The sequence below is a fragment of the Pseudomonas sp. KCJK8993 genome, from assembly GCF_046230915.1.
GTDB lineage: Bacteria > Pseudomonadota > Gammaproteobacteria > Pseudomonadales > Pseudomonadaceae > Aquipseudomonas > Aquipseudomonas piscis.
In genome coordinates this window covers 1-14,937 of sequence record NZ_JBJJLO010000016.1, presented here as the reverse complement: position 1 = coordinate 14,937, position 14,937 = coordinate 1, and the positions used below count along the sequence as shown (strand labels likewise).

Here is a 14,937-nt window from a genome sequence, read left to right as displayed (position 1 = left end):
CACACGGCCGTCAGACCGTGTGCAGGTACCAGTTGTATTCCAGGTCGGAGATGGAGTTCTCGAACTCCGCCAGCTCGCTTTCCTTGCAAGCCACGAACACGTCGATGTACATCGGGTCGATGTACCTGGCCATCACCTCGCTGTCGTCCAGCACGCGCAGGGCGTCGCGCAGGTTGCTCGGCAAGCTCGGCTCGCTCTGCTCGTAGGCGTTGCCCTCCATGGCCGGGCCGGGTTCGATCTGGTGGGTCAGGCCGTGGTGGATACCCGACAGCACCGAGGCCATCAGCAGGTAGGGGTTGGCGTCGGCACCGGCCACCCGGTGCTCGATACGCACCGCGTCCGCCGAGCCGGTGGGCACGCGCACGGCCACGGTGCGGTTGTCGATGCCCCAGGTCGGCGAGTTCGGCACGTAGAACTGGGCGCCGAAACGGCGGTAGGAGTTGACGTTGGGGCACAGGAAGGCCATTTGCTCCGGCAGGGTTTCCAGCACGCCGCCGATGGCATGGCGCAGGGCCGCGTTGGTCTCGGGGTCTTCGCTGGCGAAGATGTTGTTGCCCTGCTTGTCGAGGATCGAGATGTGCACATGCAGGCCGTTGCCCGCCTGGCCCGGGTAAGGCTTGGCCATGAAGGTGGTGTCCATCTCATGGTCGTAGGCGATGTTCTTCACCAGGCGCTTGAGCAAGACCGCATAGTCGCAGGCCTTGATCGGGTCGGACACGTGATGCAGGTTGACTTCGAACTGGGCCGGGGCGCTTTCCTTGACGATGGCGTCGGCGGGGATGCCCTGTTCTTTCGCGCCTTCGAGGATGTCCTGCAGGCAGTCGACGTATTCGTCGAGGTCGTCGATCAGGTAGACCTGGGTCGATTGCGGGCGCTTGCCGGAGATCGGCGAACGCGGCGATTGCGGCCGGCCGTTCACGTTGTCCTGGTCGATCAGGTAGAACTCCAGCTCGAAGGCGGCGCAGATGGTCAGGCCCAGTTCGTCGAACTTGCTCACCACCTGGCGCAGCACTTCACGGGGGTCGGCGAAGAACGGCTGGCCCTCGATCTCGTGCATGGTCATCAGCAACTGCGCGGTGGGGCGCTTCTGCCAGGGCTCGACGCTCAGGGTGCCGGGGATCGGGTAGCAGATGCGGTCGGCGTCGCCGATGTCCAGGCCCAGGCCGGTGCTTTCCACCGTGGAGCCGTTGATATCCAGGGCAAACAGCGAGGCCGGCAGGTTAATGCCCTTCTCATAGACCTTGTGCAGGGCGGTACGCTCGATGCGCTTGCCGCGCACCACACCGTTCATGTCCGCAATCAGCAGATCGACGTAGAGAACCTCGGGATGTTTTTTCAGGAAGGCGTTGGCTTCATTGAGCTGAATGGCACGCGGGGGGACCGACATGATGCACCTATCGTGTTAATTATTATGTTCACTGCGGTGACGCACCCGCAGTCAATCCGAAAGAAAAACCGAAGTCAATAGCCCTTCATGGCGCCGATTCGTTAATTATTTTGCCCCACAAGAATCCCAAAAACCCCAGGATCTGCGCCAATCAAGGCTTTCATATGAAATGCGTTTAGAATTTTTTACATGGAAGTTGTTAATTAAAATCAACGAGGATAAGCTCTGGAAAAACTCGTTCCAGCGTGAATTTCGAGGTGATAAAAATGGCATTCAAGCCATTGATCGGCGTTACTGCGTGCGTCAAAGAGATCGGTCTGCATCCCTACCACGTCAGCGGCGACAAGTACTTGCGTGCGGTCAGTGTCGCGGCCGAGGGCCTGCCCCTGGTCATCCCTTCCCTGGCGGACCTGGTCGATACCCAGGATCTGCTGCACAACCTGGACGGACTGTTGTTCACCGGCTCGCCCTCCAATGTCGAACCCTTCCACTACCAGGGCCCGCCCAGCGAACCGGGCACCGCCCATGATCCGCAACGCGATGCCACCACCCTGCCCCTGCTGCGCGCGGCCGTCGCCGCCGGCGTGCCGGTGCTCGGCATCTGCCGCGGCTTCCAGGAAATGAACGTGGCCTTCGGCGGCAGCCTGCACCAGAAGGTCCACGAGCTGCCGGGCTTTCTCGATCACCGTGAAGCCGACGATCCGCGCATCGAGGTGCAGTACGCCCCCGCGCACCCGGTGGCGATCCAGCCGGGCGGGGTCTTCGCGGCCATGGGCCTGGATGGCGAGATCCAGGTCAACTCGATCCACAGCCAAGGCATCGATCGCCTGGCCCCGGGCCTGCGGGTCGAGGCCGTGGCGCCGGACGGCCTGATCGAGGCGGTATCGGTTGAACACAGCAAGGCCTTCGCCTTCGGCGTGCAGTGGCACCCGGAATGGCAGGTGCTGTCGACCCCGGCCTACCTGCGGATCTTCCAGGCCTTCGGCGACGCCTGCCGGCAACGAGCCGCGCAGCGCCGCTAAGCCCTGCACATCGCGCATTTGCACCTGTAACAACACGCCCTGCCCCATGGCGCGTGCCCTCGTGCGCGCCCGACATCCGGCGTGAGCGGCAAACGGCAAGACCACAACAACAAATAGCGTCAGGCCGCCAGGGAGGCGGCGCCGAATCAGCCCGCCCCCCGGGCTGGCAATCAACCTTTAGGCCGGGCCGTATTGGCCAGGCCGCTGACATCTGTTGGGAGTTTCATATGGCAAACGCCTCCAGCACTTACCGGAAGGCCCTCGAAGGCCACCCGAGCCCGCAGAAGGTTCTGGTGAAGATCGACCGCGTGACCAAGAAGTTCGATGAAACCGTGGCCGTGGACGATGTGTCCCTGGAGATCCACCAAGGCGAGATCTTCGCCCTGCTGGGCGGTTCCGGCTCCGGTAAGTCCACCCTGCTGCGCATGCTCGCCGGGTTCGAGCGACCCACCGAGGGACGCATCCTGCTGGATGGCGTGGACATCACCGACATGCCGCCCTACGAGCGGCCGATCAACATGATGTTCCAGTCCTATGCCTTGTTCCCGCACATGACCGTGGCCCAGAACATCGCCTTCGGCCTCAAGCAGGACCGCTTGCCGGCGGACGAGATCGAAGCCCGGGTCGGCGAGATGCTCAAGCTGGTGCACATGACCCAGTACGCCAAGCGCAAGCCGCACCAGCTCTCCGGCGGCCAGCGCCAGCGCGTAGCCCTGGCCCGCTCCCTGGCCAAGCGACCCAAGCTGCTGTTGCTCGACGAACCCATGGGCGCCCTGGACAAGAAGCTGCGCTCGCAGATGCAACTGGAACTGGTGGAGATCATCGAGCGCGTGGGCGTGACCTGCGTGATGGTGACCCACGACCAGGAAGAAGCCATGACCATGGCCCAGCGCATCGCCATCATGCACCTGGGCTGGATCGCCCAGACCGGCAGCCCGGTGGACATCTACGAAGCCCCGGTGAGCCGCCTGGTGTGCGAGTTCATCGGCAACGTCAATGCCTTCGAAGGCACCGTCACCGAAGACCTGGAAGGCTACGCCATCATCGACTGCCCGGACCTGGCGCAGCAGATCTACGTCGGCCATGGGGTCAGCACCTCGGTCCAGGACAAGTCGGTGACCTACGCCATCCGCCCGGAGAAAATGCTGGTCACCACCCTCAAGCCGGAGTCGCGCTACAACTGGTCCCGGGGCAAGGTCCACGACATCGCCTACCTGGGCGGCCACTCGGTGTTCTACGTCGAGCTGCCCGGCGGCAAGATCGTCCAGTCGTTCATGGCCAACGCCGAACGTCGTGGCGCCCGGCCGACCTGGGATGACGAGGTCTACGTCTGGTGGGAAGACGACAGCGGCGTGGTACTGCGCGCATGAGGACCTCGACCATGACTCCAGACCGTAAACTGCTGCGCATGCTGCCCAGTGGCCGCAAGCTGGTCATTGGCATTCCCTTCCTCTGGCTGTTCCTGTTCTTCATGCTGCCGTTCTTCCTGGTGATGAAGATCAGCTTCTCCGAAGCGGCCCTGGCGATCCCGCCCTACACCGAGATCTACGCCTACGCCGAACAGAAGTTCCAGCTGCTGCTGAACCTGGGCAACTACGCCATGCTCGCCGGCGACGAGCTGTACCTCTCGGCCTACCTGGGCTCGCTGAAGGTGGCGCTGATCAGCACCCTGCTGTGCCTGGCGGTGGGGTTCCCCATGGCCTACGCCATCTCCCGGGCCAGCAAGGAAACCCAGAACGTGCTGGTACTGCTGATCATGATGCCGACCTGGACCGCGATCCTGATCCGCGTCTATGCCTGGATGGGCATCCTCAGCAACAACGGCCTGCTCAACAGCTTCCTGCTGTGGACCGGGCTGATCAGCCAGCCGCTGGAAATCCTCAACACCAACCTCGCGGTGTACATCGGCGTGGTCTACGCCTACCTGCCGTTCATGGTGCTGCCGCTGTACGCCAACCTGGTCAAGCATGACCCGAGCCTGCTGGAAGCCGCCGCCGACCTGGGGTCGAGCAACTTCAACAGCTTCTGGAAGATCACCGTGCCCCTGGCCAAGAACGGCATCGTCGCCGGCTGCATGCTGGTGTTCATCCCGGTGGTGGGCGAATTCGTGATCCCGGAACTGCTGGGCGGCCCGGAGACCCTGATGATCGGCCGCGTGCTGTGGCAGGAGTTCTTCAACAACCGCGACTGGCCGGTGGCCTCGGCCCTGGCGGTGGTGATGCTGGCGATCCTGATCGTGCCGATCCTGCTGTTCAACCGTAGCCAGGCCAAAGAGATGGAGGGACGGGCATGAAACGCTGCGAATTTTCCAAACTGATGCTGGTGCTCGGCTTGTCGTTCATCTACCTGCCGATGCTGATCCTGGTGATCTACTCGTTCAACGCCTCCAAGCTGGTGACGGTCTGGGGCGGCTGGTCGGTGAAGTGGTACGTGGGCCTGCTGGACAACCAGCAACTGATGGGCTCGGTGCTGCGCTCCCTGGAAATCGCCTGCTACACCGCCGTGGCGGCGGTGGCCCTGGGCACCCTGGCGGCCTTCGTGCTGACCCGGGTCACCCGCTTCAAGGGGCGCACCCTGTTCGGCGGCCTGGTCACCGCGCCGCTGGTGATGCCCGAGGTGATCACCGGCCTGTCGCTGTTGCTGCTGTTCGTGGCCATGGCGCAATTGATCGGCTGGCCCATGGAGCGAGGGATCGCCACCATCTGGATCGCCCACACGACATTCTGCGCAGCCTACGTAGCCGTGGTAGTCTCCGCGCGCCTGCGTGAACTGGACCTGTCCATCGAAGAAGCGGCCATGGACCTGGGAGCGCGGCCGTTCAAGGTGTTCTTCCTGATTACCATCCCGATGATCGCCCCGTCCCTGGCGGCGGGCGGCATGATGTCCTTCGCCCTGTCGCTGGACGACCTGGTGCTGGCCAGCTTCGTGTCCGGCCCGGGCTCCACCACCTTGCCGATGGAAGTCTTCTCGGCGGTGCGCCTGGGGGTCAAGCCGGAGATCAACGCGGTGGCCAGCCTGATCCTGCTGGCGGTGTCGCTGGTGACTTTCCTGGTCTGGTACTTCGGCCGGCGCGCCGAGGAAGCCCGCAAGCGGGCGATCCAGGAAGCCATGGAGTTCACGGCCAACGAAGCGTGGAGCCCCACACCCGCAAGGCCCCAGGCCAAGCGGCAGCCGGCGACGGTTTGAACCCTGGTGTGACAAGGCCGCCCCGGCGGCCGTTTTGACAATAAGAATGGAGTTGTCGTGATGAAAATGCCTGGCAGGATATTGTCCGCCAAACTGCTGCTGACACTGTCCCTGACCGGCGCCCTGGCCGTCGGCGCCCACGCTGGCGACAAAGTGCTGCGCGTCTACAACTGGTCGGACTACATCGCCCCGGACACCCTGAAGAAGTTCGAGGCCGAGACCGGCATCCACGTGACCTACGACGTCTTCGACAGCAACGAAACCCTGGAAGCGCGGCTGCTGACCGGCAAGTCGGGCTACGACATCGTGGTGCCGTCCAACAGCTTCCTGGCCAAGCAGATCAAGGCCGGGGTCTACCAGGAACTGGACAAGTCCAAGCTGCCCAACTGGCAGAACCTCAACCCGGTGCTGCTCAAGAACGCTTCCGCCAGCGACCCGGGCAATGCCCATGCCTTCCCCTACATGTGGGGCTCGATCGGCATCGGCTACAACCCGGACAAGGTCAAGGCGGCCCTGGGCAGCGACGCACCGGTCAACTCCTGGGACCTGCTGTTCAAGCCCGAGAACGCCGAGAAGCTCAAAGCCTGCGGCATCAGCTTTCTCGACTCGCCCACCGAGATGCTCCCGGCCGCCCTGCACTACCTGGGCTACCCGGCGGCCAGCAAGGACAAGGCGCAGATCCTCGAGGCCGAGGCGCTGTTCATGAAGATTCGCCCGTCGGTGACCTACTTCCATTCCTCCAAGTACATCTCGGACCTGGCCAACGGCAACATCTGCGTGGCCGTGGGTTACTCCGGCGACGTGCTGCAGGCTCGCTCGCGCGCCGAAGAAGCGGGCAACCAGGAGAAAGTCGCCTTCAGCATTCCCAAGGAGGGCGCCGGCAGCTTCTACGACATGATGGCCATCCCCAAGGACGCCACCAACGTCGACAACGCCTACCTGTTCATGAACTTCCTGATGCGCGCGGATATCATCGCCGAAGTCACCAACAGCCTGGGCTACAGCAACGCCAATGCCGCCGCCACGCCGCTGGTGGACGAGGCGATCCGCAACGATCCGGCCTCCTACCCGCCGCAGGACGTGCTGGCCACCCTGTATGCGGTGCCCGACCAGCCGATCCCGATCCAGCGCGTGATGAACCGCGGCTGGACCCGCATCAAGCTGGGCAAGTGATCCTCTGGCGCCCGTGCTCCCGCCGGCGCCCTCCCTCTTCCGTTCACGTCGCGCCTTACCACCGCGACACTCCTGCGAACGGCTTCACCCGGCTCCCTCGGTTGGGGTGAATCCTTGGCGCCTGCGGGCGCCTTTTTTCATGCTGCCTGTCACCTTCTGCGCATAGCCACTGCCCAGGTCTTGCTGGGCGTTGCGGCCATTGACGGGTGCAGTGGAGGCCTCGAGGTCGCTTCGTGTATCCGCTGCCGCAAGCTGCGCACGGGCGCGTAGCGGCCGCCGGGGCTCGACCTTGTCGCAACCTCGGCAGCGGCCACAGCACAATGGTATTTTTGCCGGGCGCCAGCAGGCGCCGCCATTTCTTACAGGGAACCGTATCGATGCACGCCACCGTCCAACCTTGCCCAGTGCCCAGCCCATCCAGCATCGCCAACCTGGCCGTCGGGGCGAGCTTCGTCGATTGCCGCCAGGTGCTGGCCAACGATCCCGAGCGCAGCGCCATGCGCCACCTGCTGTTGCTGATGAGCCAGACCCCGGCCTGGATCGACCGGATGATGGCCCTGCGTAATCGCGTGGTGCAGCTGTTCGGCCTCAAGGACCTGGGTCGCCTGACCCGCATCGACCTGGCGCGGGCCGATGAGGACTACCAGCCGGACCAGCGGGTCGGCATCTTCACCCTGGTGTCGCAGACGCCCGACGAGGTGCTGGTGGTGGACCGGGACAAGCACCTGGACGTGTACCTGTCCCTGAATCGCCTGCCCCCGAACGACGACGGACAACGCCCGGTGGTGCTGTCCACCGTGGTCCACCCGCACAATCTGCTGGGGCGCCTGTACATGCTGCCGGTGGCGCCTTTTCACCGGATCATCGCCCCCATGACCCTGGCCAATATCAACCGTCATTGAGCGGCGACATCCAGGCCCTCGGGGACCAAAGCCGCCGTCAAGCAAGGGTTTTCCCCAGCAAGCCTGCAAAAATTCCTGCCGATTGACGTTTTTCGCCGTCTGTCTGCCGCTTTCAGCCTTGCCGGCTGGCCCAGTCTCTACGATTCTGTAGAAACCCACCTTGGGGCGGCCGGCGCCGCCCCCTGCAGAACAACCGGAGCGCCCCCAATGAAGAGCGTCGCAGAACTGCTGAAACTCAAGGCCAAGCACCACCAGCAAGTACACACCATCGCCCCGCAGCAGATGGTGCTGGAGGCCCTGATGCTGATGGCCGAGAAAAACGTCGGCGCCTTGCCGGTCCTGGAGAACGGCGCGGTGGTCGGGGTCATCAGCGAGCGTGACTATGCGCGCAAGCTGGTACTGCACGGCCGCTCCTCGGTCGGCACGCCGGTGAGCGCCATCATGAGCTCGCCGGTGATCACCGTGGACTCGCACCAGAACGTCGAGACCTGCATGAGCATCATGACCGACAACCACCTGCGCCACCTGCCGGTGGTGGAGAACGGCCAGTTGTTGGGCCTGCTGTCCATCGGCGACCTGGTCAAGGAAGCGATCGCCGAGCAAGCCGACCTGATCCGCCAGTTGGAGCAGTACATCCGCGGCGAGTGATGCCCATGAGGAGCCGGTCCGCGGCTCCTTTTTTAACACTCTGAAATAGTAAATCCCGCGCCAGTCCCCTCCTCCTGTAGGCGTCCCAAGCGCCTGGACCAGGGCCCTGCACCCCCGCAAAGACGCAATTGAGCGCCTCGAAGCGAACCCTGGAGCGCCACTGCCTCGCCAATTTAAGAAACGACGAGCCGCCAGGTCTTGTTACCATTGCGCACATTTGCGTGAAGCTTTGATGACAGGCAGGTTATCTGTGAATTTTATCCGTCGTTGCCTACAACACCCCCTTGCCCCCCTATGCACCCTGTTCGGCCTGTTGCTGCTGGTCCCCATGGGCGCGCGCCTGGCCCTGGGCTGGTCCAACCCGCTGGGCTACCTTTCCGACCTGGCCAGCGCCAGCCTGCTCACCGTGCTGCTGTACCGCCGACGCTGGTGGCTGGCCTTGCCGGTGCTGGTGATCTGGGCCCTGCTGACCCTGGTCAGCGCCGAGCTGGTCAGCGCCGTGGGCCGCATGCCCAACGTCTCCGACCTGCACTACCTGGTGGACCCGCAATTCGTCGAGAACTCCACCGGCGGCGGCCAGGCCCACCCCGAGCTGGGCCTGGCCTTGTTGCTGGGCTTGGTGCTGTGGCTGGTGGTGCAGCGCAGCAGTCGCGGGGTATCGCTGCCGACCCTGCCGCGCCACGCCTGGAGCCTGCCGGCGGTGCTGTTGCTGGCCCACGGTGGCATCCAGTACCTCAAGCCCAGCGAAGCGGACCAATGGCAGTTGTTCAACCTACCGCACCAGGCCCTGGCCACTGCCGTGGGCCAGGCGCAAATCCGCGTCGAAGACTGGCTCGATGGCGACACCCCAGACGCGCCAGTGCAGATGGCCGGCCTGACCAACCTGGATCTTGCGGGCCAGCCGCTGCTGCCCAGCGCTGGCCGGGCGCGCAACGTGCTGCTGATCGCCCTGGAGGGCATTCCCGGCGCCTATATCAAGACCAACCGCGAAGCGCTGCACAGCCGCTACCAGGAAAACCTGATGCCCAGGCTCAGCGCCTGGGCCGAACGCGGGATGAACACCCCCGACTACGTACTGCACAGCCACCAGACCATCCGTGGCCTGTACGCCATGCTCTGCGGCGACTACGACAAGCTGGACAACGGCACGCCCAAGGGCGTGGAGATGCTGACCCAGAACCAGCGCAACAAGGCCTGCCTGCCGGCGCAGATGCACAAGTTCGGCTTCCAGACCCACTACTTGCAGGGAGCCGGCCTGCGCTTCATGGCCAAGGACAAGATCATGCCGCACATCGGCTTCGATTCGACCCATGGCCTGGAATGGTTCAACAACCCCAACTACCTGGAATTTCCCTGGGGCAAGGATGACAAGGCGTTCTTCGAAGGCGCCCTGGGCTACATCGACCAGCTGAAGAAGAACAAGCAGCCGTGGATGCTCACCCTGCTGACCGTCGGCACCCACCAGCCCTACTCGGCCCCCGAGGAATACCTGGAGCGCTACGACACGCCCAAGCAGGCGGCGGTCGGCTACCTGGACGACGCCATCGGCAACTTCCTCGAGGGCCTGGAGCGCAAGGGCGTGCTCAAGGACACCCTGGTGATCATCACGTCCGATGAGTCCCACGGCATCGACGGCGTGCGCCTGGCCTCGTCCTGGGGTTTCAACCTGATGCTGGCCCCGGACCAGCCACTGTTGCCGCACATCAAGTCCGGCACCTACGGCCATGTCGACCTCAGCGCCTCGGTGCTGGACTACTTCGCCCTGCCGGTGCCCGCCAGCCTCAGCGGCCGCTCGTTGTTCCGCGACTATGCCGGGGGCCGGGAAATCATGTCCTACACCAACGGCAAGCTGCGCTACCACGACGGCCAGGGCACCTTCACCGAGTGTGATTTCCAGCAGCGCTGCCGCAACTACGCCAGCCAGGGCTTCATCGCCGACAGCGCCAGCTTCCTGGGCCAGTACGGCGGCCAGCGGGCGCGCCTGGTCAGCGCCCGGGCAGCGAACCTGGACCGCAGCCTGCTGCAGTCGCCACTGAACCAGCACTACCAGTTCGGCAGCCCGGCGATCATTCCGCTGCAGGCGCAGATCAAGGACGACTGGGCCGACAACCTGATCGGTGCCCAGTACCTGGAGATGCCCAAGGGGACCCAGACCCGGGTGCGCTTCACCGTGCGCTCGGCCGACCCGCAGCAGAACGCCTACATCCTGCTCAAGGGCAAGGAGCTGGAGCAGGACGTGCCCCTGGGCCTGCCGGAAGAAATGCTGGTGACCCCGGACCAGCCCCTGCAGATGGACTTCCGCTTCGACAACCCGCAGACCCGCAAGGCCTTCTCCTTCCACCTGCTGGGCTATGGCCTGGGCGCCGTGGAAGTCAGCGACTTCAGCGTGATCACCGAAGTGCCGGGCCAGGAAGACAACAACGTGGACATGCCCCTGGAGGACGACAGCGAGCATTCCAGCTGATCCCCGGGCGGGCCTGCCCATGTCTTGCGGCAGGCCCCACGGCAATCCGGAACCTGGCCCAGGCTCCGCCACCTGCTGACGGGCGCTGGCGCAACGCCGGCTTTGCGGCTATTTCTAACAGGCCTGCCTGAACGAGCCCCGAGCATGAACCAACCCGCCGCGCCCTCCCTGGAACGACTCGCCGCCGCCCTGGACACCCAGCCTTTCATGGTCTTGACCGGGGCCGGTGTCAGCACCCCTTCGGGCATCCCCGACTACCGCGACAACGAAGGCGTGCGCCGTGGGCGGCAACCGATGATGTACCAGGAGTTCCTCAACCAGAGCGAAGCTCGCCGGCGCTACTGGGCCCGGGCCATGCTCGGCTGGCCGCGCATCCGCCAGGCCCGGCCGAACGCCGCGCACCTGGCGCTGGCGCAGTTGCAGGCCAGAGGGCGGATCGCCGGGGTGATCACCCAGAACGTCGACACCCTGCACGACCAGGCCGGCAGCCCCGGGGTCATCGAACTCCACGGCAGCTTGCACTGGGTACGCTGCCTGGACTGCAACCAGCGCAGCGAGCGCGATGCCATCCAGCAGCAGTTGGAGACACAAAACCCGTACCTGGCCGGCGTCGACGCGGTACAGGCGCCCGACGGCGATACCCTGCTGGACCCGGCCTTCGAGGCACGCTTCCAGGTGCCCCTCTGCCCCCACTGCCAGGGCGCGCGGCTCAAGCCCGACGTGGTGTTCTTCGGCGAGAACGTGGCCCAGGCTACGGCAGCCCAAGCCTGGAGCGCGGTACACGAAGCCGGCGGCCTGCTGGTGGTGGGATCGTCGCTGATGGCCTACTCGGCCTTTCGCCTGTGCCGGGCGGTGGTCGAGCAAGGCAAGCCGCTGCTGGCCATCAATTTCGGCAAGACCCGCGCCGACGAGCTGCTGGACTTCAAGCTGGAGCAGCCCTGCGACCAGGCCCTGCCCTGGCTCGCCGAACGCCTGGGCAGTTGAGTCAGGCAGGCAGGCGCTGGACGAGGCTGGCCTCGCGCAGGATGTCGAACAAGGCCTGGGCCGCGGTGGACAGCTCCTCTCCCGGCTTGGTCAGCACCCCGATGGCCCGCTCCACCACCGGCTCGCCGAGGGTGATGCAGTGCCCACCCAGTTCGCGCATCTGCCCGGCGCACAAGGCCGGCACCGCACTCACCCCCAGGCCGCTGGCGACCATGCGGCCCACGGTCGCCAATTGGTGGCTCTCGAACTCCACCGGCAATTGCATGCCCTGGGCCCGCAGATGCTCCTCGAGCATGACCCGCACCGTGGACGGGCGCTGCAGAGTGATGAAGGGCTCCTGCAACAGCGTCTGCCAGTCGATCTCGCTGCGCTGTGCCAGGGACGACTCCCGGGACACCACGGCGACGAAACGATCGACGTACAGCGCGGTGAAGGCCAGCGAAGTGCTGTCCTGGGGTTCGAAGGCCACCCCCAGCTCGACTTCGCGGTCGCGGACCATCTCCAGCACCTGCTCGTTGATCACATCGTTGACCGTGACGTTGACCTGCGGGTAGCGGGCCCGGAACTGCTTGAGGATCGGCGGCAGCAGGTTGCCGGCGAAGGACGGCATGGCCGCCAGGGTCACCCGCCCACGTTGCAGGGTGAAGCGCTGGCGCATTTCGTCCTCGGCGTTGTCCCAGTCGGCGATCAGGCGCCGGGCCAGGGGCAACAACGCCTCGCCCTCGGGCGTCAGGGCGACGTTGCGCGTATTGCGGGTGAACAAGCGTCCGCCCAGGCCCTCTTCCAGGGCCTTGATGGTCAGGCTCAGCGCCGACTGCGACAGGTGCAGGCGCTCACAGGCCAAGGCGAAACTCATGCTGTGGGCCACCGCCAGGAAGGCCCTTATCTGTTTGACCGTCATCCATCATCCTCAGGAGGCGCAGCGACAGGCCACAAGCTATAAGCTTGCAGCTTGCAGCTTGCAGCTTGCAGCTTGCAGCTTGCAGCTCATTATGCTGTTTTTCAAATCAATCAACCTTAAAAATCAACTTAACAAATCAATCCCATGGCGCAACACTGATCCCACAACGGCTGGCCAGCCGCCAACGAACAAGAAAGAGGATGGTGCATATGGCAGGTTTCGATAAGCGCGTGGCGTCCTACGAGGAAGCCCTGGAAGGTCTGCAGGACGGCATGACCGTGATCGCCGGGGGCTTCGGCCTGTGCGGCATTCCCGAGAACCTGATCGCCGAGATCAAGCGCCGGGGGACCCGCGATCTGACCGTGGTATCCAACAACTGCGGCGTCGACGGCTTCGGCCTGGGCGTGCTGCTCGAAGACCGCCAGATCCGCAAGGTGGTGGCCTCCTACGTCGGCGAGAACGCCCTGTTCGAGCAGCAACTGCTCAGTGGCGAGATCGAGGTAGTGCTGACCCCCCAGGGCACCCTGGCGGAAAAAATGCGCGCAGGCGGCGCCGGCATCCCGGCCTTCTTCACCGCCACCGGCGTCGGCACTCCCGTGGCCGAAGGCAAGGAAACCCGCCAGTTCAATGGCCGCACCTACCTGATGGAAGAGTCCATCACCGGCGACTTCGCCATCGTCAAGGGCTGGAAAGCCGACCATTTCGGCAACGTGGTCTATCGCCACACCGCACAGAACTTCAATCCCCTGGCGGCCACCGCCGGCAAGATCACCGTGGTCGAGGTGGAAGAAATCGTCGAGCCGGGCGAACTGGACCCGGCGCATATCCATACCCCGGGCATCTATGTCGACCGAGTCATCTGCGGCACCTTCGAGAAGCGCATCGAACAGCGCACCGTGCGCAAGTGATCGCCCTTCCCCAGCCCGACTAAAAGGACAACAAACATGGCTCTTACCCGCGAACAAATGGCTCAGCGCGTCGCCCGCGAACTGCAGGACGGCTACTACGTGAACCTGGGCATCGGCATCCCGACCCTGGTGGCCAACTACATCCCCGAAGGCATGGAAGTCATGCTGCAATCGGAAAACGGCCTCCTGGGCATGGGCGCCTTCCCCACCGAGGACCAGATCGACGCCGACATGATCAACGCCGGCAAACAGACCGTGACCGCACGCATCGGCGCCTCGATCTTCTCCTCCGCCGAATCCTTCGCGATGATCCGCGGCGGCCACATCGACCTCACCGTGCTCGGTGCCTTCGAAGTGGACGTGCAGGGCAACATCGCCTCGTGGATGATCCCCGGCAAGCTGGTCAAGGGCATGGGCGGCGCCATGGACCTGGTGGCCGGTGCCGACAACATCATCGTGACCATGACCCACGCGTCCAAGGACGGCGAGTCCAAGCTGCTCAGCCGCTGCAGCCTGCCGCTGACCGGCGCGCAGTGCATCAAGCGCGTGCTCACCGACCTGGCCTACCTCGAGATCGAGGATGGCGCCTTCATCCTCAAGGAACGCGCCCCCGGGGTCAGCGTCGAGGAAATCGTCAGCAAGACCGCCGGCAAGCTGATCGTGCCGGACCACGTTCCCGAAATGCAGTTCGCCTGAGGAGCCCATCATGCAAGACGTCGTAATCGTTGCCGCCACCCGCACCGCCGTGGGCACCTTCCAGGGCTCGCTGGCGGCCATTCCCGCCGTCGACCTCGGCGCCGCGGTGATCCGCCAGCTGCTGGCCCAGACCGGCATCGACCCAGCCCAGGTCGACGAAGTCATCATGGGCCAGGTGCTCACCGCCGGCGCCGGGCAGAACCCCGCACGCCAGGCCGCGATCAAGGCCGGCCTGCCCCACGCCGTGCCCGCCATGACCCTGAACAAGGTCTGCGGCTCCGGCCTCAAGGCCCTGCACCTGGCCGCCCAGGCCATCCGCTGCGGCGACGCCGAGGTGATCATCGCCGGCGGCCAGGAGAACATGAGCCTGGCCAACTACGTCCTGCCTGGGGCCCGCACCGGCCTGCGCATGGGCCACAGCCAGATGATCGACTCCATGATCAGCGACGGCCTGTGGGACGCCTTCAACGACTATCACATGGGCATCACCGCCGAGAACCTGGTGGAAAAATACGGCATCAGCCGTGAAGCCCAGGACGCCTTCGCCGCCGACTCCCAGCGCAAGGCCGCCGCGGCCATCGAGGCCGGGCGCTTCGTCGACGAGATCACCCCGATCCAGATCCCCCAGCGCAAGGGCGACCCGCTGACCTTCGCCACCGACGAGCA

The 14,937-nt window shown here is 64.8% G+C and carries 14 protein-coding genes; 12 read left to right on the top strand and 2 right to left on the bottom strand.

What is annotated here, in order from left to right:
- Positions 1-10: 10 nt before the first annotated feature.
- Positions 11-1,387, bottom strand: a complete 1,377-nt coding sequence (locus ACK6AU_RS07865) for a glutamine synthetase family protein (RefSeq protein ID WP_409298632.1) — start codon at positions 1,385-1,387, stop codon at positions 11-13.
- 266 nt (positions 1,388-1,653) lie between these two features.
- On the opposite strand from ACK6AU_RS07865, the gene ACK6AU_RS07860 reads away from it, so the two are divergent.
- The 9 genes from ACK6AU_RS07860 to ACK6AU_RS07820 all read left to right on the top strand — a co-directional run bounded on the left by ACK6AU_RS07860 (position 1,654) and on the right by ACK6AU_RS07820 (position 11,766).
- Positions 1,654-2,409 carry a gamma-glutamyl-gamma-aminobutyrate hydrolase family protein gene (locus ACK6AU_RS07860; protein ID WP_185702236.1) on the top strand — a complete coding sequence of 252 codons (756 nt, stop codon included), beginning with the start codon at positions 1,654-1,656 and terminating at the stop codon, positions 2,407-2,409.
- 227 nt (positions 2,410-2,636) lie between these two features.
- Positions 2,637-3,779, top strand: a complete 1,143-nt coding sequence (potA, locus tag ACK6AU_RS07855; protein ID WP_207245005.1) for a polyamine ABC transporter ATP-binding protein — start codon at positions 2,637-2,639, stop codon at positions 3,777-3,779.
- 41 nt (positions 3,780-3,820) lie between these two features.
- Entirely contained in the window at positions 3,821-4,702 is an 882-nt protein-coding gene (locus ACK6AU_RS07850; protein WP_409298718.1) for an ABC transporter permease subunit, read from the top strand.
- Entirely contained in the window at positions 4,699-5,595 is an 897-nt protein-coding gene (locus ACK6AU_RS07845) for an ABC transporter permease subunit (RefSeq protein WP_409298629.1), read from the top strand. The genes ACK6AU_RS07850 and ACK6AU_RS07845 overlap by 4 nt, the downstream gene beginning before the upstream one ends.
- Positions 5,596-5,655: 60 nt before the next feature.
- A complete protein-coding gene (locus tag ACK6AU_RS07840; protein ID WP_409298627.1) occupies positions 5,656-6,768 on the top strand; it encodes a polyamine ABC transporter substrate-binding protein in 1,113 nt (370 codons plus the stop codon).
- 377 nt (positions 6,769-7,145) lie between these two features.
- A complete protein-coding gene (locus ACK6AU_RS07835; RefSeq protein ID WP_185701121.1) occupies positions 7,146-7,670 on the top strand; it encodes a DUF2867 domain-containing protein in 525 nt (174 codons plus the stop codon).
- A 207-nt stretch (positions 7,671-7,877) separates the two neighbouring features.
- Positions 7,878-8,318, top strand: a complete 441-nt coding sequence (locus tag ACK6AU_RS07830) for a CBS domain-containing protein (protein ID WP_022641043.1) — start codon at positions 7,878-7,880, stop codon at positions 8,316-8,318.
- Between the two features lie 232 nt (positions 8,319-8,550).
- Entirely contained in the window at positions 8,551-10,782 is a 2,232-nt protein-coding gene (locus ACK6AU_RS07825; RefSeq protein ID WP_409298624.1) for an LTA synthase family protein, read from the top strand.
- A gap of 144 nt (positions 10,783-10,926) precedes the next feature.
- The gene (locus tag ACK6AU_RS07820) at positions 10,927-11,766 is read left to right on the top strand and encodes an NAD-dependent protein deacetylase (protein WP_409298622.1); all 840 of its coding nucleotides are present in this window, start codon (positions 10,927-10,929) and stop codon (positions 11,764-11,766) included.
- 1 nt (position 11,767) lies between these two features.
- On the opposite strand, the gene ACK6AU_RS07815 is transcribed toward ACK6AU_RS07820, so the two are convergent.
- Positions 11,768-12,667, bottom strand: a complete 900-nt coding sequence (locus ACK6AU_RS07815) for a LysR family transcriptional regulator (RefSeq protein WP_185701118.1) — start codon at positions 12,665-12,667, stop codon at positions 11,768-11,770.
- A gap of 209 nt (positions 12,668-12,876) precedes the next feature.
- Here ACK6AU_RS07815 and ACK6AU_RS07810 point away from each other — a divergent pair, with 209 nt between their 5' ends.
- The 3 genes from ACK6AU_RS07810 to ACK6AU_RS07800 all read left to right on the top strand — a co-directional run.
- Positions 12,877-13,575 (top strand): CoA transferase subunit A, encoded by a 699-nt coding sequence (locus ACK6AU_RS07810; RefSeq protein ID WP_185701117.1) that lies wholly within the window; start codon positions 12,877-12,879, stop codon positions 13,573-13,575.
- A gap of 36 nt (positions 13,576-13,611) precedes the next feature.
- Positions 13,612-14,271 (top strand): CoA transferase subunit B, encoded by a 660-nt coding sequence (locus tag ACK6AU_RS07805; RefSeq protein ID WP_185701116.1) that lies wholly within the window; start codon positions 13,612-13,614, stop codon positions 14,269-14,271.
- A gap of 10 nt (positions 14,272-14,281) precedes the next feature.
- Positions 14,282-14,937 (top strand): beta-ketoacyl synthase N-terminal-like domain-containing protein (locus tag ACK6AU_RS07800; protein ID WP_409298619.1); only part of this gene is annotated, 656 nt, incomplete at its 3' end.